The 18,183-nt window shown below is 61.1% G+C and carries 16 protein-coding genes and 1 tRNA gene; 9 read left to right on the top strand and 8 right to left on the bottom strand.

What is annotated here, in order from left to right:
• Positions 1-58: 58 nt before the first annotated feature.
• The 7 genes from AC1RDJ_RS27435 to cysS all read right to left on the bottom strand — a co-directional run bounded on the left by AC1RDJ_RS27435 (position 59) and on the right by cysS (position 8,954).
• Positions 59-2,125: a multicopper oxidase family protein gene (locus AC1RDJ_RS27435; RefSeq protein WP_493029327.1), complete on the bottom strand. Its 2,067-nt coding sequence runs from the start codon at positions 2,123-2,125 to the stop codon at positions 59-61.
• Between the two features lie 484 nt (positions 2,126-2,609).
• A tRNA-Ser gene (locus AC1RDJ_RS27430) sits at positions 2,610-2,702 on the bottom strand.
• Positions 2,703-2,812: 110 nt separating this feature from the next.
• Positions 2,813-4,060 carry an aspartate kinase gene (locus AC1RDJ_RS27425; RefSeq protein WP_071324377.1) on the bottom strand — a complete coding sequence of 416 codons (1,248 nt, stop codon included), beginning with the start codon at positions 4,058-4,060 and terminating at the stop codon, positions 2,813-2,815.
• A 196-nt stretch (positions 4,061-4,256) separates the two neighbouring features.
• Positions 4,257-5,675: a tRNA lysidine(34) synthetase TilS gene (gene tilS / locus AC1RDJ_RS27420; RefSeq protein WP_493029326.1), complete on the bottom strand. Its 1,419-nt coding sequence runs from the start codon at positions 5,673-5,675 to the stop codon at positions 4,257-4,259.
• A gap of 145 nt (positions 5,676-5,820) precedes the next feature.
• Entirely contained in the window at positions 5,821-6,795 is a 975-nt protein-coding gene (locus tag AC1RDJ_RS27415) for an acetyl-CoA carboxylase carboxyltransferase subunit alpha (RefSeq protein ID WP_034756951.1), read from the bottom strand.
• 54 nt (positions 6,796-6,849) lie between these two features.
• On the bottom strand, positions 6,850-7,560 hold the full coding sequence (locus AC1RDJ_RS27410) for a DNA-3-methyladenine glycosylase family protein (RefSeq protein ID WP_071326570.1): 711 nt from the start codon (positions 7,558-7,560) through the stop codon (positions 6,850-6,852).
• The gene (gene cysS / locus AC1RDJ_RS27405; RefSeq protein WP_493029325.1) at positions 7,560-8,954 is read right to left on the bottom strand and encodes a cysteine--tRNA ligase; all 1,395 of its coding nucleotides are present in this window, start codon (positions 8,952-8,954) and stop codon (positions 7,560-7,562) included. The genes AC1RDJ_RS27410 and cysS overlap by 1 nt, the downstream gene beginning before the upstream one ends.
• A gap of 278 nt (positions 8,955-9,232) precedes the next feature.
• Between cysS and AC1RDJ_RS27400 the strand changes: the two genes are divergently transcribed.
• The 4 genes from AC1RDJ_RS27400 (at position 9,233) to AC1RDJ_RS27385 (ending at position 12,107) form a co-directional block, all read left to right on the top strand.
• Positions 9,233-9,871 (top strand): peptidylprolyl isomerase, encoded by a 639-nt coding sequence (locus tag AC1RDJ_RS27400; protein WP_071324380.1) that lies wholly within the window; start codon positions 9,233-9,235, stop codon positions 9,869-9,871.
• A gap of 83 nt (positions 9,872-9,954) precedes the next feature.
• The gene (locus tag AC1RDJ_RS27395; protein ID WP_071326571.1) at positions 9,955-10,446 is read left to right on the top strand and encodes a peptidylprolyl isomerase; all 492 of its coding nucleotides are present in this window, start codon (positions 9,955-9,957) and stop codon (positions 10,444-10,446) included.
• 86 nt (positions 10,447-10,532) lie between these two features.
• Positions 10,533-11,288: a UDP-2,3-diacylglucosamine diphosphatase gene (locus AC1RDJ_RS27390; RefSeq protein WP_289888997.1), complete on the top strand. Its 756-nt coding sequence runs from the start codon at positions 10,533-10,535 to the stop codon at positions 11,286-11,288.
• A gap of 69 nt (positions 11,289-11,357) precedes the next feature.
• The gene (locus AC1RDJ_RS27385) at positions 11,358-12,107 is read left to right on the top strand and encodes a DUF72 domain-containing protein (protein WP_493029323.1); all 750 of its coding nucleotides are present in this window, start codon (positions 11,358-11,360) and stop codon (positions 12,105-12,107) included.
• Here AC1RDJ_RS27385 and AC1RDJ_RS27380 read toward each other — a convergent pair.
• Positions 12,104-14,179 (bottom strand): NHL repeat-containing protein, encoded by a 2,076-nt coding sequence (locus AC1RDJ_RS27380; protein WP_493029321.1) that lies wholly within the window; start codon positions 14,177-14,179, stop codon positions 12,104-12,106. The two genes, AC1RDJ_RS27385 and AC1RDJ_RS27380, sit on opposite strands and share 4 nt — an antisense overlap.
• Positions 14,180-14,601: 422 nt before the next feature.
• Between AC1RDJ_RS27380 and AC1RDJ_RS27375 the strand changes: the two genes are divergently transcribed.
• From AC1RDJ_RS27375 to AC1RDJ_RS27355, 5 genes are all read left to right on the top strand, one after another.
• The gene (locus AC1RDJ_RS27375; protein WP_071324384.1) at positions 14,602-14,982 is read left to right on the top strand and encodes a GntR family transcriptional regulator; all 381 of its coding nucleotides are present in this window, start codon (positions 14,602-14,604) and stop codon (positions 14,980-14,982) included.
• Positions 14,979-15,851, top strand: a complete 873-nt coding sequence (locus AC1RDJ_RS27370) for an ABC transporter ATP-binding protein (protein WP_071324385.1) — start codon at positions 14,979-14,981, stop codon at positions 15,849-15,851. The genes AC1RDJ_RS27375 and AC1RDJ_RS27370 overlap by 4 nt, the downstream gene beginning before the upstream one ends.
• Before the next feature lie 11 nt (positions 15,852-15,862).
• Positions 15,863-16,849: a hypothetical protein gene (locus tag AC1RDJ_RS27365; protein ID WP_493029319.1), complete on the top strand. Its 987-nt coding sequence runs from the start codon at positions 15,863-15,865 to the stop codon at positions 16,847-16,849.
• Between the two features lie 375 nt (positions 16,850-17,224).
• The gene (locus AC1RDJ_RS27360) at positions 17,225-17,374 is read left to right on the top strand and encodes a hypothetical protein (RefSeq protein WP_156894889.1); all 150 of its coding nucleotides are present in this window, start codon (positions 17,225-17,227) and stop codon (positions 17,372-17,374) included.
• Positions 17,375-17,609: 235 nt separating this feature from the next.
• Positions 17,610-18,183: hypothetical protein (locus tag AC1RDJ_RS27355; RefSeq protein ID WP_493029318.1), on the top strand; the 574-nt coding region annotated here is incomplete at its 3' end.

The following is an 18,183-nucleotide window of genomic DNA, read 5'->3' as shown; positions in this document are numbered from 1 at the left end:
GGCTCCAGGGACAGGTTGGGAAAGGCGGGAACGCGGCCGGCGCTCCCGCCAGGAACGGTCAGTGTCCGTGTCCGCCGGCGTCGCCGCCACCTTTGCCATCGGGCAGCACGACTTTGACGTTTTGCATCATGCCCTGGTCTTCATGCTCGAGGATGTGGCAATGCAGTACGTACTCGCCGATGTAGCGCTGATAGCGCGTGGCGATCTCGATCTTGTGCTTGGGAATCACCAGCAAGGTGTCCTTCCACGTGCCGACCAGGTCCTTGTATTGCGGATCGACCGGCGGCGGAGCCTCGCTGCCCTCGACCTTGTCGGTCCTGACGATGCTGATGATCTGGAAGGGATTGACGTGGATATGGAAGGGGTGGCTGCCATTCTTGGAAGCGAGTTCCCATATCTGCTGCGTGCCCAGCACCAGCGTGTGGTCGATGCGGTGCGGATGATAGACATACTTCAGGTCGGGCGTCGGCGAATCTTCCGGCTTGCCCTCCACCATGAAGCGGTACTCGTCCTTCACCTTCGCAATATTGAAGGTCACATACTCCTTCTTGTCGCTGCGCATGGCTTCCTGCTCCTTGTCGCTGAAAGCCTTGTGCGGGACAAATTTCGTGAGCTTGAGCCCATTGTTCAGGTCATTGAGGATGTCGGTCTTGAGGTTGCTCGGCAACTGCGCGCTGGGCAGGCGCTTGACGGCGCTGCGCAACTCGGCCAGCAGGAAGTCGCGCGGCGACTCGCCCGCCTTGGCGCGGGCGGCGGCCCTGGTGCTGGTCTCGGCGGCGATCACGCTGATCAGGCGCGTGTTGTTCACGTCATGCATCTGCGTCAAGTTGTTGAGATTGGTTTCCGCATACACACAATACGCGCCCGCCTTCGGCAGGGAGAACAGGATATCGCTGCGGTAGCCCGGCTGCAGGTAGTTGAGGGTCTTGGCAATGATCCTGTCGTGCGTCAAGCCATCGCTGGCCACCTCGAATTGCGTGATGTCCTCGCCATCGCACAACTCCATCACGTCCTTGTCCTGGTTGGCCACGCTGAGCGCCTGGAGCAGCTTTTGCGGATCATTGGCGCGCCGGATGCGCAATACGACGGAAGCCTGGAAGCCCGTGTCGATCAGGCGCCAGCGGTACAGCCGCTGCGTATCCATCTTCAGCACCGGCTGCACCTTGCCATTGACGGAGGTATAGCGGCCCGACATCAACCAGGCATCCGGGTCTTCAACCTGGCCGAAATCCTCGAGCACGCCCACCGCATCCTTGTCGCACGGCTTCGGTGGTGCCAGGCTGTTGCTGGGGCAGTCATACGGAATTTGCTGCAACAGCATCACTTCTCCGGCGCTGCCGCTGCCGTCGTCGGGCTGGAATTGTTTCAGTATGACGTCGAGGTCGCCCTGTGCGGTGGCGGTCGGATAACGGTCGCCTTCGACCACCAGCGCACCGGCCATGCCGCTGGCAACCTGCATGGCCGTCGCGCCATGCTGATGCGGGTGATACCAGAACGTGCCGGCAGGATGGTCGATGGGAATATTGTATTCATACTCGAAATCCACGTCAGGCTTGATCGAGATCAGCACATTGTCGCTATTGCCCGAGGGCGAGACCCACAAGCCATGCGAATGCAGGTTGGTGTCGTTGAAGCAGCCGCGCGGACGCGGCGCGTTGATATCGCTCGTCGCGCACTGCTCGGCTGGCAGCACCGGCAACTGGTTGTGCAGCTTGAAGCGCACGGTCTGTCCCGGCGCCATCACCACCGTGGGCGCCATGAAGGTGGCCGCATTCTCGTCGCGACCGTCGAGCGCCAGGCCGCTCGTCTGCTGGTACGAGCGCAGGCGCACCTTGTCATGCTTTGCCGTGGTCGGGTTATAGATGGTGCCGTTGGCATAGCGGATGTACAGGTCGTACGACTTCTCGTACTCGTCGCGCTTGCTCGCCGCGCGGCTGACAGGCCTGGCCCGCGCCTTCAGCTTTGGCGGTTCCTGCAGCAGGCGCAGCTCGAGGTCCGGCACGGACTTCAGGCTGCGATCGAGTGTGAGGTTGACCTTGGTTTCCGCGGCGAACGCGGCACTGCAAGCGAACGGCATGGCGGCAAGACACAGCAACACGTACTTGCTGGGAAGACGATGGGACATGGCAACTCCTCGATTGGACTCGGCAATGGAAGCATGGCTGGGCATGCATAGTTTTTATTAGTAACATTGCCATTATGCATAATGACAAAGAGTCAATACTCACACTAAATCACATGTTGTATTTATGGGTGGGGGGATTACGGGCTGGGGCGGCGGAGCTGGTTGCCAGCGCCGGATGCGAGGGGACGGCGCTGCGGACTGGAGGCTGAGGCTGAGGCTGAGGCTGAGGCTGAGGCTGAGGCTGAGGCTGAGGCTGATGCTGATGGGGCGCTGGCCGCCAGTGCCGGAGATGAGGGGACGGCGTTGGCCGCCACGCGGCCAACGTGCGCGCGCAGCGCGGCAGCATGAGGATTCGGGGAGCCTTGCGCGAGTACGCGCAAGGCTTCGCATCCCACGCGCAAAGCGCGCAGGCGCTTTGCGCGTCTCCGCAAGGCTGAAATGAAAAAACCCGCTGCTTCTTTCGAAGCAGCGGGTTTTATTGTACTGGCGGAGACGGTGGGATTCGAACCCACGATACAGGTATAAGCCGTATGCATCCTTAGCAGGGATGTGCCTTCGGCCACTCGGCCACGTCTCCTAGCTGATTACTCAACTATGTCTCTGTAGCTAACTGCGCTGCAGCGACGAACGTCATAATATCGACTGCCCCCCCTTTGGTCAAGGGCGTGGGGCAATATTTTTACATTTTTAAGCTTTTTCCAGCTCGAACGCTTTATGCAGCGCGCGCACGGCCAGCTCCATGTACTTTTCATCGATCAGGACGGAAATCTTGATCTCCGAAGTCGAGATCATCATGATGTTGATGCCCTCTTCCGACAGGGTGCGGAACATTTGCGATGCGACGCCCACGTGGCTGCGCATGCCGACGCCGACGACGGACAGTTTCGACACTTTGGCGTCGCCCGTGATGCTGGCCGCGCCCAGCGATTCGCGGTTCGCTTCCAGCACGGCCAGCGCGCGTGCATACTCGCCGCGCGAGACGGTGAAGGTGAAGTCCGTTTTACCGTCGACCGACTGATTCTGTATGATCATGTCGACTTCGATATTCGCGTCCGCCACCGGTCCCAGGATGTGGTACGCCACGCCTGGACGGTCGGGCACGCCGAGCACGGTGATTTTGGCTTCATCGCGGTTGAAGGCGATGCCGGAGATGACTGCTTGTTCCATGTTTGTATCTTCCTCAAACGAAATCAGGGTGCCTGAATTGGCTTCTATTTCCAGCGGCAACATCGGGTCGGTCAGCGACGACAGCACGCGCGTGGGCACGCGGTAGTTGCCGGCAAATTCCACCGAACGCGTTTGCAGCACTTTGGAACCCAGCGAAGCCAGTTCCAGCATTTCTTCAAAGGTGATGGTCTTCAGGCGGCGCGCCTCGGAAACCACGCGCGGGTCGGTCGTGTAGACGCCGTCGACGTCCGTGAAGATCAGGCATTCGGACGCCTTCATGGCGGCGGCGATCGCCACGGCCGAGGTGTCGGAACCGCCGCGGCCCAGGGTCGCGATATTGTCGTTCTCGTCGACGCCCTGGAAACCGGTAATGATGACGATCTTGCCCGCATCGAGGTCGCGTTTGACTTTTTCGTCATCGATCGACTGGATGCGTGCCTTGGTAAAGGCGGAATCGGTCTTGATCGCGACTTGCCAGCCAGCATAGGATACGGCTTGTTTGCCGATCGCCAGCAATGCCATCGACAATAGGCCGACGGACACTTGTTCGCCTGTCGAGGCGATCATGTCAAGTTCACGGGGATCGGGTTGATCCATGATTTCCTTGGCCAGTCCAATCAGGCGGTTCGTTTCGCCCGACATGGCGGATGGCACCACCACGATTTGATGCCCAGCGTCGTGCCACTTGGCAACGCGCTTGGCGACATTCTTGATACGGTCAGTCGAGCCCATCGACGTACCGCCATATTTGTGGACGATTAAAGCCATAAGAGTGAAGTTTCCGCTCAAGAAGAATAAAAAAGGAGGGCTTTACTCTACATGCCGCAATGCAAAATAACAAGCTAAAAAGCGCATTAGCTCATACCAATTACACATATGGAAATAACCAATCCATGCAGTCCAGCTGGCTTGAACAGCCACTTGCCGGCCACCCCGGGAGTGGCCGTGGCAGCCGTCCCTGCGCTCAGCAGGACTGCCAGCGCAAGGTCACGCGTGGACGATCCAGCAGACTCAGGCAATGGCAATCGAGGCCAATACCAGCTGCATACAGCAATTGTTGCGCCGCACAGACAAGGGGCAGGCGTTCGCGCTCCCAGGCCGGCACGTCGAAGGCCTGGTAATGGTATTTCAAGCTCTTGGTGGGACGGTTCAGCGCCAGCTTCAGCCGCTCGCCGCCCTGGCGGAAATCGATGGTCAAGGCTTGAGCTTGCAACCATGCAATATCGATGCCCTGGCCACCCTCCGCCACGGCATCGAAATGCAGCACGCCGCCGTAGGCAGGAAACGCCAGGCTGGCCTCGCCGCGCCACGCAAATTGCTGGCTGGCTTTTTCCAGGCCCGGGATATTCGCGTCGCTCCTGTCGCGCATGCCCGCGAGGTCGTCGAGCTTCGGCGTCAAATACAGGCGGTCGCGGTGGCGCCGCACATGGCATTCGGGATGCGTGACGAGCAATTGCGCATCGGGCCGCGCTTCGAGCAGTTGCGCCAGCATTTCCGCCAGCCACGCCGTCGACGGCATGCGCAAGCCGCGCGTGCCGAACCAGTGGCGCAGCAGGTTGTAGCAGCGGTCCATGCTCAGCGCGCGCAATTTCGCCAGTTCGATGCAATCGCCATCGAGGCAATCTGACAAGTCCTGCGTCGCCAGCTCCGTCAACAGGCGCTGCGCCGATTGCGCATGCTGGGCGCTGCGGGCGAAGCGTTCCTGGAAACCGGGAAACGCCTGCGCCAGCACGGGCATCACCTGATGCCGCAGGGCATTGCGGGCGAAACGCGGATCGTCATTCGATTCGTCGTGGATGTGCGCGATCGCATGTTTCGCCACATACGTTTCGAGTTGCCGGCGCGACACGGAGAGCAAAGGACGCGCCATCACCAGGTCCGGATTGCCCAGCAGTTCGGGCGCGCTGTTGGCGCCGTCCATGCCGGACAAGCCCGCCGTGCCCGAGCCGCGCAGCAATTGCAGCAGCACCGTCTCGGCCTGGTCATCCTGGTGGTGGGCCGTCAGCAGCAGGCGCACGCCATGCGTGGCGCACAGCTCGCCCAGGGCTGCGTAGCGGCGCTTGCGGGCCGCCTCTTCCGTGCCCGTCTTCGCATTTTTTTCCAGCGCGACCTTGCGTGCCTCGAAGGCGATGCCCATGCCGGCGCACGCGTGTTCGCAGTGGGCCAGCCACGCATCCGCGTTCGGGCTCAGGCCGTGGTGCACGTGGAAGGCGTGCAGGATTGCGCCCTGCTCTTGCGCCCAGGCATGCGCCAGGTGCAGCAAGGCCGCGGAATCGAGGCCGCCGCTCAGGGCAATGCCAACGGGACTGCCCGCTGGCAGCGCACAGGCGTCCAGCGCGCGGGCAAAGATATCGGGCACGGTGGCGGTTTGTTGCTTTTTCAATTCGGACTCCGGGAATGCAAAGAGGGACAGGTGGATAGCCGAGTGTGTTCGGCTACCTGCCTGTCCCTGGTGGTTTACTGTCTTGTCGGCTTACGTCTTGTCGGCTTACGCTGCGCTAAGCCGACCTACGCCGACCTGCGACGGCTTACTCGCTCGGCGTGGTTTCCTTGAACTTGCCGTAGCTCAGCAACTTCTCGTGGCGCGCGGCCAGCAGGTCCTTGGTTTTCATGCCGTGGAACTGGCGCAGGGTATCGGCCAGTGCGCGTTTCAGCAAGGTGGCCATCTGTTTCGGATCGCGGTGGGCGCCGCCCAGCGGTTCGTTGATGATCTTGTCGATCAGGCCCATGGCTTTCAGGCGGTGCGCCGTCAGGCCCAGCGCTTCGGCCGCGTCGGACGCGCGTTCGGCGCTCTTCCACAGGATCGAGGCGCAGCCTTCCGGCGAAATCACGGCATAGGTCGAGTACTGCAGCATCAGCACGGCATCGCCCACGGCAATGGCCAGTGCGCCGCCGGAACCGCCTTCACCGATGATGGTGGCGATCAGCGGCACTTTCAGTTCCGCCATCACGTACAGGTTGTGGCCGATCGCTTCGGACTGGCCGCGCTCTTCCGCGTCGATGCCGGGGAAGGCGCCTGGCGTGTCGACAAAAGTAAAGATCGGCAGGTTGAACTTTTCAGCCACTTTCATCAGGCGCATGGCCTTGCGGTAGCCTTCCGGTTTCGGCATGCCGAAATTGCGCATGGCGCGCTCTTTCGTGTCGCGGCCCTTTTGATGGCCGATGACCATGCATGGCTGGCCGTTGAAGCGGGCCAGGCCGCCGACGACGGACAGGTCGTCCGCGTAGCTGCGGTCGCCATGCAATTCGTGGAAATCGGTAAAGATTTCATTCACGTAATCCATGGTGTAGGGGCGCTGCGGGTGGCGCGCGATCTGCGCCACTTGCCAAGGCGTCAGCTTGGCGTAGATATCCTTGGTCAGCTGCTGGCTCTTCTTGGCCAGGCGGTCGATCTCTTCCGAGATGTCGACGGCCGAATCGTCTTGCACGAAGCGCAACTCTTCGATCTTGGAATCGAGTTCCGCGATCGGCTGTTCAAAATTGAGGAAAGTCGTTTTAGTCATTGTACCTCCAGGTTTTACCGGCCACGGCGCCAGGGCGCGCGGCGTCATCTATGTTTATTTTACCGTACCGGCTGGTGCGCCGGGGGCTGTATCGGATGCGGCAGGGGCGGCTGCAGGGTCGAGACTGCGCCACAGATACCACGTCGCCACGGTGCGCCACGGCTCCCAATTGGCGGAAACTTCGCGCGCATCGCTGCGGGAAACAGGTTCGCCGGAGAAATAATTGACGCTGATACCCTGGATCAGGCCAGGATCATCGAGCGGCAAGACATTCGGTCGCAGCAAATTAAATATCAAAAACATCTCGGCGGTCCAGCGGCCGATGCCGCGGATCTGCACCAGCTCGGCGATGACGGCTTCGTCATCCATCTGGTCCCACTGGCTGGCGTGCACGCGCTTGGCCTTGAAATGGTCGGCCAGGTCGAGGATGTATTCGGTCTTGCGTTTGGACAAGCCACAGGCGGCCAGTTGCTCGGCGCCTGCCTTCAGCACTTGCGAGGGCGTGCATTTCGGGCAGGCCAGCAGCAGTTTTTTCCAGGCGGCATCCGCCGCCTTGGGCGTGATCTGCTGCCCGACCAAGGAACGGGCCAGGGTGGTAAACGGGTCGCTATGGCCGACCAGGTGCAGGTCGCCAAATTGCGGGATGAGCTTTTTCATGATGCGGTCGCGCTTCATCAGCTCGATCTTCGCCTCTTCCCAGTAGTGCGGCACCTGGATCACCTGCGCCGCTACCGGGGCTTCCCCGTTGTCCCTGGACGTTGGCATCATGCGCGGCGCCAGTTGGTCGAGCCGTCAGGCTTGTCTTCGAGAATGATGCCCGCAGCCAACAGATCGGCGCGGATCTTGTCCGATGCGGCAAAGTCGCGCGCCTTTTTCGCCGCGCTGCGCGCCGCGATGGCCGCTTCGATGCCTGCCGCCTCGTCCTGGCCGCCGGCGGCGCCGACGGTGGCTTGCAGGAATTGCTGCGGCGTGCGCTCCAGCAAGCCCAGCACGCCCGCCAAGCCTTTCAGCTGGCGCGCCAGGGCCGGCGACTTGCTCTTGTTCACTTCCGTTGCCAGGTCGAACAGGGCCGCCACGGCCAGCGGCGTGTTGAAATCGTCGTCCATCGCTTCGCGCACGCGCACGGCGTGCGCTTCGCTCCAGTCGATCGCGCCCTCTTCCACCGCCACGTCGGCCAGCGCCGTGTACAGGCGCGTCAGCGACAGGCGCGCATCATCCAGGTGCACGTCCGAATAATTGAGGGGACTGCGGTAATGCGCGCGCAGGATGAAGAAGCGGATCACTTCGGCGTCGTACTTTTGCAGCACTTCGCGGATGGTGAAGAAGTTGCCGAGCGACTTGGACATTTTTTCATTATCCAGGCGCACGAATCCGTTATGTATCCAGTAATTGACGCTGGTATGGCCGAACGCGCCTTCGGATTGGGCGATCTCGTTTTCGTGGTGCGGGAATTGCAAGTCCGCGCCGCCGCCGTGGATGTCGAATTGTTCGCCGAGCAAGGCGCACGACATGGCCGAGCACTCGATATGCCAGCCCGGGCGGCCCTTGCCCCACTTCGAATCCCATTTGACTTCTTCCGGCTCGGATTCCTTCGACGACTTCCACAGCACGAAATCGAGCGGATCGCGCTTGCCCGTGTTGACGTCGACACGCTCGCCCGCGCGCAGGTCGTCGAGCGACTTGCCCGACAGCTTGCCGTAGTGGGGGAAATTGCGCACGGCGTAGTTGACATCGCCGTCAACGCCCTGGTAGGCGAGGTTTTTCGCTTCCAGCTGCTCGATCAGGCTCAGCATCTGCGGCACGTATTCGGTGGCGCGCGGCGTATGGTCGGGCGTCAAGATGCCCAGCGCGGCCGTGTCTTCATCCATGTAGCGGGTGAACCGCGTCGTCAGCTGCGAGATCGTCTCGCCGTTTTCCACGGCGCGGCGGATGATCTTGTCGTCGATGTCCGTAATGTTGCGCACATAGGTGACGTCGAAATCGGACGCCTTCAGCCAGCGGTAGATGACGTCGAAGGCCATCATCATGCGCGCATGGCCGATATGGCAATAATCGTAGATGGTCATGCCGCAGACGTACATGCGTACCTTGCCCGCTTCCATCGGGACGAATACCTGCTTCTCGCGAGCCAGGGTGTTGTAAATCTTTAGATTGCTCATCGTACTTTGCAAGTGGAGCGGCCGCCAGCCAGGCAAAACGACAGACAGGCGCGGACACCAGGGGTGCCGCGCCACTGAACTGCCGTGTGCGCCGAGACTGTACGACCCGCTATATTGTTGTTCTTGTTTGTTAGAATTAGGGCGTTAGCGGTCAAGTATAACATTGATAAAAACCATACTGGCCCGATATGAATCAGGTTTTTACGATGTTCAACCGAATTTTCACTTCTTTACAATTAAAGCAAGTTTAGAGAAAAATAACGATTAAGGACGCCTCCATGCAAGAAACCAAATCGAAACGCCTGCCATTCCTGGCCCGCTTCTGCACCCTGTTCGCCAGCCTGACCCTGGGCGGCGCCGTCGTCGCGGCCACGCCTGCAACGCCGTCGGCAGCCCTCGATCCCACGCCGCACGTGGCCCTGAAAACCAGCATGGGCGAGATCGTGCTGGAACTGGACCAGGAAAAAGCGCCGAAAAGCGTGGCCAACTTCTTGCAATATGTCAAAAGCGGATACTACAAGGGAACCGTGTTTCACCGCGTCATCGATGGCTTCATGATACAGGGCGGCGGCTTCGACAAGAACATGAAACAGAAAGCCACCAAGGCGCCGATCAAGAACGAGGCGCAAAACGGCTTGCAAAACGTCACCTACAGCATCGCCATGGCGCGTACGGGCGACCCGCATTCGGCCACGGCGCAATTTTTCATCAACGTCAACGACAACGGCGCGCTCGACTATCCTGGCCGCGACGGCTTCGGCTATACGGTGTTCGGCAAAGTCGTCAGCGGCATGGACGTGGTCGACAAGATCAAGGCCGTGCCCGTGGCCGACAAGGGGCCGCACCAGAACGTGCCCGTCACCCCCGTGCTGATCGAATCGGCGACTTTACTCAAGACAGCGCCCGCAAAACTGTAAAATAGCGTTTTTGCGGTCTCCGCATGCCGCCGTGGCATGCCACGGCCCAAATCAACTTTTCATCCAATTTATTAAGGATCATCATGACCTCCGTCATCATCACCACCAATCTGGGCAAGATCACCGCTGAACTGGACGCCGAAAAAGCGCCGAAAACGGTTGCCAACTTCCTGGCCTACATGAAAGCCGGTCACTACGACAACACGATTTTCCACCGCGTCATCGACGGCTTCATGATCCAGGGCGGCGGTTTCGAACCAGGCATGAAACAGAAGCCTGCCGACACCACCGTCGAAAACGAAGCCAAGAACGGCCTGAAAAACGATACCTACACGCTGGCCATGGCCCGCACGTCGGATCCGCACTCGGCATCGGCCCAGTTCTTCATCAACATCAAGAACAACAGCTTCCTCGACTACCCAGGCCAGGACGGCTGGGGCTATGCCGTGTTCGGCAAAGTCACCGATGGCAAGGAAGTCGTCGACGCCATCCGCGCCGTGAAAACCTCGCGCGCCGGCATGTTCGCCGACGTGCCGGTGACCGACGTCATCATCGAGAAAGTAGAAGCCGCTTAATTCGGCTCTGGCACCATGAATAACAGGCATTGCAGCGTTTGCGCCTCTCCATGTACATCACTTTTTGGGAGCGTTGAACGATGACAATGCCTGCCGCACTCTTTATTTCCGACCTGCACCTGCAGAGCTCGCACCCGCGCACCAGCGCCGCCTTTCTTTCCTTTCTGGAACACCATGCGCAATATGCGCAAGCGCTGTATCTATTAGGCGACCTGTTCGAATACTGGGCTGGCGACGATGACCTGGAAGACCCGTTCAATGCGCGCATGACGGCTGCCATCCGCGCCGTCAGCGATGCTGGCGTACACGTGTACTGGATCGCCGGCAACCGCGATTTCCTCGTCGGCTCCGGCTTTGCCGCCGCGGCCGGCGCCACCCTGCTCAGCGAACCGCACGTGGCCACCATTGCCGGCCGGCGCATCGTCCTGCTGCATGGCGACGCCGAATGCACGAAAGACGTCAAGTACATGGAGTTTCGCGCCATGGTGCGACAGCCGGCCTGGCAAAAACAGTTTTTATCCATGCCGCTGGCGCAGCGCAAGGCCATCATCGACGGCTTGCGCCAGAGCAGCCGCGAGCACAATGGCGAAAAATCCATGGACATCATGGATGTCACGCCCGATGCCGTGGCGCAAGTATTTGCCGAACACGCGAGTACCGTGATGATCCACGGCCATACGCACCGCCCTGCCCTGCATAAAGTCGACGACACCTTGCGCTATGTGCTGCCCGACTGGGAATGCGACGTGACGCCGCCGGAAGGGCCGCGCGGCGGCTGGATCGCCATCGATGCGCGCGGCAACATCACGCGCCACGACCTCAACGGCGACATCATCGACTAGGCGGCCGCTGACCGCGCCACGGGCGTTTGTCCGATAGCCGCGCCCGCCCGGCCCTGCTGTAATGGCGCCATGCACACGCATTACATCGGCACGGCCGGCTGGAGCATCTCCAGTGCCGCCGCCAGCCACTTCCCCTCCGCAGGCAGCCACCTGCAGCGCTACGCCCGCGTCCTGTCCTGCGTGGAAATCAACAGCTCGTTCTATCGCCCGCACCAGCCCGCCACCTACGCGCGCTGGGCCGACGGCGTGCCCGACCATTTCCGCTTCAGCGTGAAATTGCCGCGCAGCATCACGCACGAACGGCGCTTGCGCGATGGCGCGGCGGAACTGGATCGCTTTGCGGGGGAAGTGTTGCAACTGGGAACAAAACTGGGTTGCGTGCTGGTGCAGCTGCCGCCCAGCCTGCAATTCGATACGGCCGTGACCGCCGCATTTTTCAGTGCGCTGCGCCAGCGCTTCAGCGGCATGCTCGCGTGCGAAGCGCGCCACCCCAGCTGGTTCGAGGAAGGCGCGACCGGGCTGTTAACGCTGCAGCGCATCACGCGCGTGCAGGCCGATCCGCCCGCCGGCCAGCCTGGCCCGCACGTGCCGACGACGGAAGTGGCCTATTTGCGCCTGCACGGCAGCCCGACAATCTACTACTCCGACTACCCGCCAGCATACCTGGCAAGCCTGGCTGGCTGCCTGCGCGAACCGGCGCAGGCAGCCAGCTGGTGCATCTTCGATAATACAGCGGCCGGGGCCGCCCTGTTCAATGCGCTGGACTTGCAGGCGCGGCTGACGGACTTGCCAGCCGCGCCTGCCCATAGCCGGGCCTAAGGCAAAGGCGTCTGGACGATGGCACGGGCGGTATAGCCGTACAACGTGCCATTGCCAAAAGCTACGATGTCCACGATGGGATTGCCCCATGCCAGCTGCGGTGTGGAAATAACCCCAGCCGGATTGATTTTGCGCACGCCATCCTGGCCGCTGACGTACAGGTTGTCGGCCTTGTCGATGGCCAGGCTGGGCATGCCCGCAAATGACAGGCTGCCCACGCCAGGCGCACCGTCGATATTTTTACTCGAGTACAAGGTGCCGGCAAACACGGTCACGCTGCCGGAACGATTCGCCTTGAATATCACCTGATGATAGTAGTCATCAAAATACATCTCCCCTTTGCTGTCAAACACAATGCTGTAGGGAAGGACAGATTGGGGGCCGGGATCGCGATCGCCGAGGGCGCGCGTGAGCGCGTCAAAGGACACGAACAAGGAAAATACGCCGCCGGGCGGGCGCCGGTAAATGCCCTCGCCGAAGGTCTCCATCCATGTAATATAGCCATCCTTGTCAATCGCCAGGATATACTGCTGAAGGCCATTGGTGTCAGCCGGCAATTGCTCGATGGTCGACATGACCCCGTCGCTATTGATCTTACGTAAATTAAACGCAGGCGCATCCGGCGCCCTGTCGGCAACATACACGGCCCCATCCGCACCGCAAGCGATCGCCACGGGGCTGGCCATGGTCGCGCTGAGCCGCGCGCCGTCGTCGCTGCCGGCGTGGCCGGCAATCCCCGCATACAGCTCGAGCTTGCCATTTGGCGCCAGCCGGCGCAGCACCTTGCTGGCCGCATCGAGCAGATAGACATTCCCCGCGGGGTCGCTGCACATGGTCGATGCCCTGACATTGCCCACGCGAGCTGCAGCGCCCACGCCGTCCGCCGATCCGGCATCGCTCAGCATGACAGGCACGGTCGCAATCCTGTTGCCGGCATCCACCCGGTTCAGCCGTTGCAGGCTGGAATCGAAGACCAGCATGGCGCCTGAATCCTCGCTCGATATCAGCGCCAGATTTTTCCAGTCGAGATATTTCCCTGTCGCGTCGGGCACCACGCGCCCCGCCACCGTCGTCACCTCGCCATCGGGTGTCATGCGGCGGATGGCGTCTCGGTCGGCCAGCAACAAATTGCCGCTGCGCTCGAACATCATGCTGCGCACGCCCCGGAAGCTGGCATTCGCCCCCTTGCCATCATAGCCAGTCGTTCTCGCATTTCCAGCAACCAGGGTCGCCACGCCACGATCAAAGCGGTAGACCTTGCTGCCGCCACTGTTGCTCAAGTAAATGACGCCGTTGGCATCGACCGCTATCTGCCCCGCTAGTCCTGCCCTTGGCAGGCCATTCGGCTCGGCAAACAGGACATTGATGGAACTGACCACGCCAGCTGGCGTCACCCGGCGAACCGGCGCCGATCCGTCATCGACGAGCAGCACATCATCGTTGCGGTCCATGGCCATGCTGGTGATCCATCCGAACCGCGCCTGCGTCCCCGCGCCATCGGCGTATGCAGTATCGCCATCCGGCCCCTCCTGCGGCCCGCTGCAATTGGCGCGGCGCTTCCCGGCCAATGTACTGACCACCCCGGCAGGCGTAATTTTTCGCACCAGGCCATTGCAGCTGTCGGCCACGTACAGATTCGCCTTGCCGTCGATCGCCAGCGGTGCGCGACCGCCGCTCATGTAGAAGGTCGCGCTGGCGGCAGGCCCGTCGACGGCACCCGTCTTGCCCGGCATGCCAGCGTAAATACTGAGGCTGCCGTCGGGGGCAAGCTTGTGGATCACCTGCGTGGACGAATCGGTGAAGTAAGAATTGCCCGCAGCATCCTGCACCATGCCATCGATACGCTGGATACGCTCCTGCACGCCGGCCAGCACGATAGGCAGGCAACGCACGGCAAGCGTGCTGACATCCGCACTGCCCATCGTCGCCGCGCCTTGCGCGATGCTGCAGCCCAGGCCAGCGGAGGCGCTGTCGACCTTGCCATCGTAACTGGCACCCGCCGCCAGCTTGCCGGCAAAGCTGAACGCGCCGTTGGCCGTGACGGTCACCTTATCCGTGCCGTTCGCCAGCACGACGCTGGCGCCGGGCAGCAGGCCGCTGACCGTGCCGCCCAGCAGGTAGCGCGGCGTGTCGACCGGCGGTACAGGCGGCGGCGTGGCCGTGCCACCGCCGGAACCGCCGCCACAGGCGCTCAGTACGGCCAACAGGGCGACGCCGCAGCCGGCGCGCCTGAACAGTTTATGCAACTCGTCATATCGATTGATCATTGCTGCTTTCATGGTGACTGGCGATGATATTCGCCAGAAGTTATCAAGTAAGATTCTCAAAGACGCAACATTATAGTTTCCTCATGGATAGAAAAACATGATTTTGTTGACATTTGAATTTTCACTGTTATAGTTAACTACAACACCAACTCAATAAATCACGGAGCTTCGATGCCTACAGCACTTTTTACGCGCCGTCCCGCTCCGCCCTTGTCGGAGCGCATCCCATGAGCGCGGAATGGAATGACAATAGTCCCATCTACCGCCAGCTCAAGGCCAGGGTAGTGGGCATGATGCTCGATGGCGTGCTGCAGTCCGGCGACGCCTTGCCTTCGGTGCGCCAGGTGGCGGCCGACTATCAATTGAATCCCATTACGGTCTCGCGCGCCTATCAGGAACTGGTCGACGATGCCCTGGTGGAAAAACGCAGAGGACTCGGTATGTATGTCTTGGAAGGCGCCCGCGACAAATTGCTGGCCAGTGAACGCGAGCGCTTCATGCGCGAAGAATGGCCGGCCATGCTGGAACGCATTACGCAACTGGGCCTGAATCTGGAACAACTGCTGCTGGCCAGCCGCCAGGACGGCGTCAAGGGAGAAGGCGCATGAATGCATTGAACAACGACAGCGTCATCAGCGCGCGCGGCTTGCGCAAGCAGTACGGCAAGCAGGTGGCCGTCGACGGCATCAGCTTCGATATCGCGCCGGGACGCATCGTCGGCCTGATCGGGCCTAACGGCTCGGGCAAGACCACCACCCTGAAAGCCATCCTGGGCCTGACGGGCTTCGATGGCGAGCTGTCGGTGCTGGGGCGCGATCCGCGCCTGCAGCGCGACGCGCTGATGGACGATGTCTGCTTCATCGCCGACGTCGCCATCCTGCCGGGCTGGCTGCGCGTGCGCGACGCCATCGACTTTGTCGCCGGCGTGCATCCGCGCTTCGACCGCAGCAAGGCCGAGCGCTACCTGGCGCATACCAAGCTGGCGCCGAAGATGAAGGTCAAGGCCATGTCGAAGGGCATGATCGTGCAGCTGCACCTGGCGCTGGTGATGGCCATCGACGCCAGGCTGCTGGTGCTCGACGAGCCGACCCTGGGCCTGGACATCCTGTACCGCAAGCAGTTCTACCAGAACCTGCTGGAAGACTATTTCGATGAAAACAAGACCATCGTCATCACCACCCACCAGATCGAGGAGGTGGAACACATCCTCAGCGACCTGATGTTCATTCGCGACGGCAAGATCGTGCTGGCCTCGACGATGGAAGAAGTGGGTGAACGCTATGTCGAGGTGATGGTGGGCCCGCAGCACGTCAACCCGGCGCGCGCCCTGCAGCCGATCAGCGAGCGCAGTGTGTTCGGCAAGTCCGTGATGCTGTTCGATGGCGTCGCCCGCACCCAGCTGGCCGCCCTCGGCGAATTGCGCACTCCCAGCCTGGCTGACCTGTTTGTCGCGACCATGAAAGGATCGTACCAATGAGCATTTCCCCCATGAAAAAAATGCAATGGCTGCTGCGGCGCGAGCTGTGGGAGCACAAGGGCATGCTGCTGTGGACGCCAGCCGTGATCGGCATCGTCATGACCTTGCTGGGCGCCTTGATGACGATCGGCACCATCGCCAAGACCAAGACGCGCACGGCGCTGACCATCAATGGCGAGGAAGTGTCCTGGAGCGCCATCTTCAATACCCGCACCTTCGGGCCGCGCCGCACGGAAATCATCGACGCCGTCGCCAACAACTACACGTACGCGGCCGCGCCCCTGTTCCTGGCGCTGGGTTTCCTCGTGTTTTTCTATTGCCTGAGCGCTCTGCATGACGACCGCCGCGACCGCAGCGTGCTGTTCTGGAAGTCGCTGCCCATCTCGGATGCGCAGACGGTGCTGTCGAAAGCCATCATCGCCCTGCTGGTGGCGCCGGTAATCGTCGCCGCCGCCGCCAGCATCACCTCGCTGGCGCTGGTGCTGATACTGAGCGGCGTGCTGGCCGCCAACGGCATCCACGTGTTTGCCGACCTGGCCAGCTCGCCCGGCCTGTATCTGGGACCGCTGCGCGTGTTCGGCTTGCTGCCCGTGTATTGCCTGTGGGCCTTGCCCACCGTGGGCTGGTTGCTGATGGTATCGAGCTGGGCCAAGTCCAAGGTCTTCCTGTGGGCTGTCGGCGTGCCGCTGCTGCTGCTGATCTTGACGGTCTGGGCCGGCAAGATGACGCTGACGGAAAGCGACGTCAGCTGGATACAGATGAATGTCATCGGACGCGCCCTGCTGGGCATCCTGCCCGGCAGCTGGTATCTGTTCGAACCGGAACTGCTGCCGCAAATGCGCGCCCTGGCAGAAGGCGGCTCGCACATGACACGCCTCGACGTGTTCAGCAATTCCTGGTCCAGCCTGGCCCTGCCAGCCGTCTGGCTGGGTGCCGCGGCCGGCGCGGCACTGCTGTACGCCGCCATCCGCCTGCGCCGCTGGCGCGAGGAAGGCTGACCGCCCCTCCCCTGCGCCGCAAAAACGCCCCGCCCGCCGGGGCGTTTTCTATTTCATCCCTCCCTCCTGCCCGCCGGCGTATCTCACTACGCTTCCGATAGTGATTATCAAGAATTTCCCTTCGCAAATAAAGACTATTGATTCGATAGCAATTATTCGATATTGAAATTACAAATAATTATTTCTATCGCATTTTATTGGCGATCAAATTTAATAATCACCAACCAAAAAACAACAACTACCAATTTGATAGCGAGACGGTTTTTCAAGGAAAGTCGCGAAAATAATGGAACCTGGCAGCGGATTCAACTGAAAAGCTCCGTTTCGTGACAATCCGTGATTGTTTCCTTCAGCAAAGCTTGAAAGAATAGAGCCATGGCGAATGATCAAAATGAAATTGAATGTTTCAAAATTGAAACTAACATCAGAGTGACAGCAAGAGCGGAGATAGAAAAACATCCGCATCCCGACAGTGGATATCGCCAGGCAAGCCAGTCCCCGGTGCCGCGCAAAACGGGAAAATGAAGGAGCCGAAAAACAAATGCAAAAATAACATTTTTATTATTTTGAAATAGCCGCACTTTTCTCCCAGCGGTTTTTATTCAAATATGTTTTACTTGCCACCATACGCATCAGCAGTACCCAAGATCGATCACGGCCCAAGCCACGCCGGAGAAACCATGGAAACAAATTATATTTATTAATTTTTTAATATCTTAAAAAATTTAACGAACACATAACCTATTCCGGAGATTTTCAAATGGCCACCGCACAAAATCCAGCACAAGTTCCCGTCAATGCCGAAGCCGCCGGCGCCAAGCTCGCCACGCCCGTCAAAAAAGCCGCGAATGCCAAGAATGGCGAGCGCAAACAATACGACGAGGAAGAGCTGGCGCGAGGCGCCGTGGCCGACCAGACCATGCCACCAGAGAACGTCGTCGAAGTCACCGGCAGCGCCGACAGCAATGGCACGGCCGGCGCCCTCGGCGCCGCAGCGGCCGTGGCAGCCGCGGCGGCAGCAGCCGGTGGTGGTGGCGCCGCAGCGGGCCAGGCAGGCGGCACGGGAACGGCCAATACGGGCACGCCACAAAGCGACAACAATGGCGGTGCTGCGGGTGCAGGCGCGGGAGCCGGGGCAGGAGCGGGCGCCATTCCTAGCGGCAGCGTCGTCGACGTCGCCGGCGCATCGGCTGGCGCTGGCGCTGGCGCAGGTGCAGGCGCCGGTGCGGGCGCTGCTGGCGGCCTGGGCGGACTCGGCGCCCTGGGCGCGATTGGCGGCCTGGGCCTGGTTGCCGCCGCAGCCGGCGGTGGCGGTGGCGGCGGGGCCGCCGCTG

This window comes from Janthinobacterium sp. GW822-FHT07H10, assembly GCF_058798675.1.
Note: the sequence above shows the minus strand (reverse complement) of the source record. Positions and strands in the feature narration are given on the sequence as shown.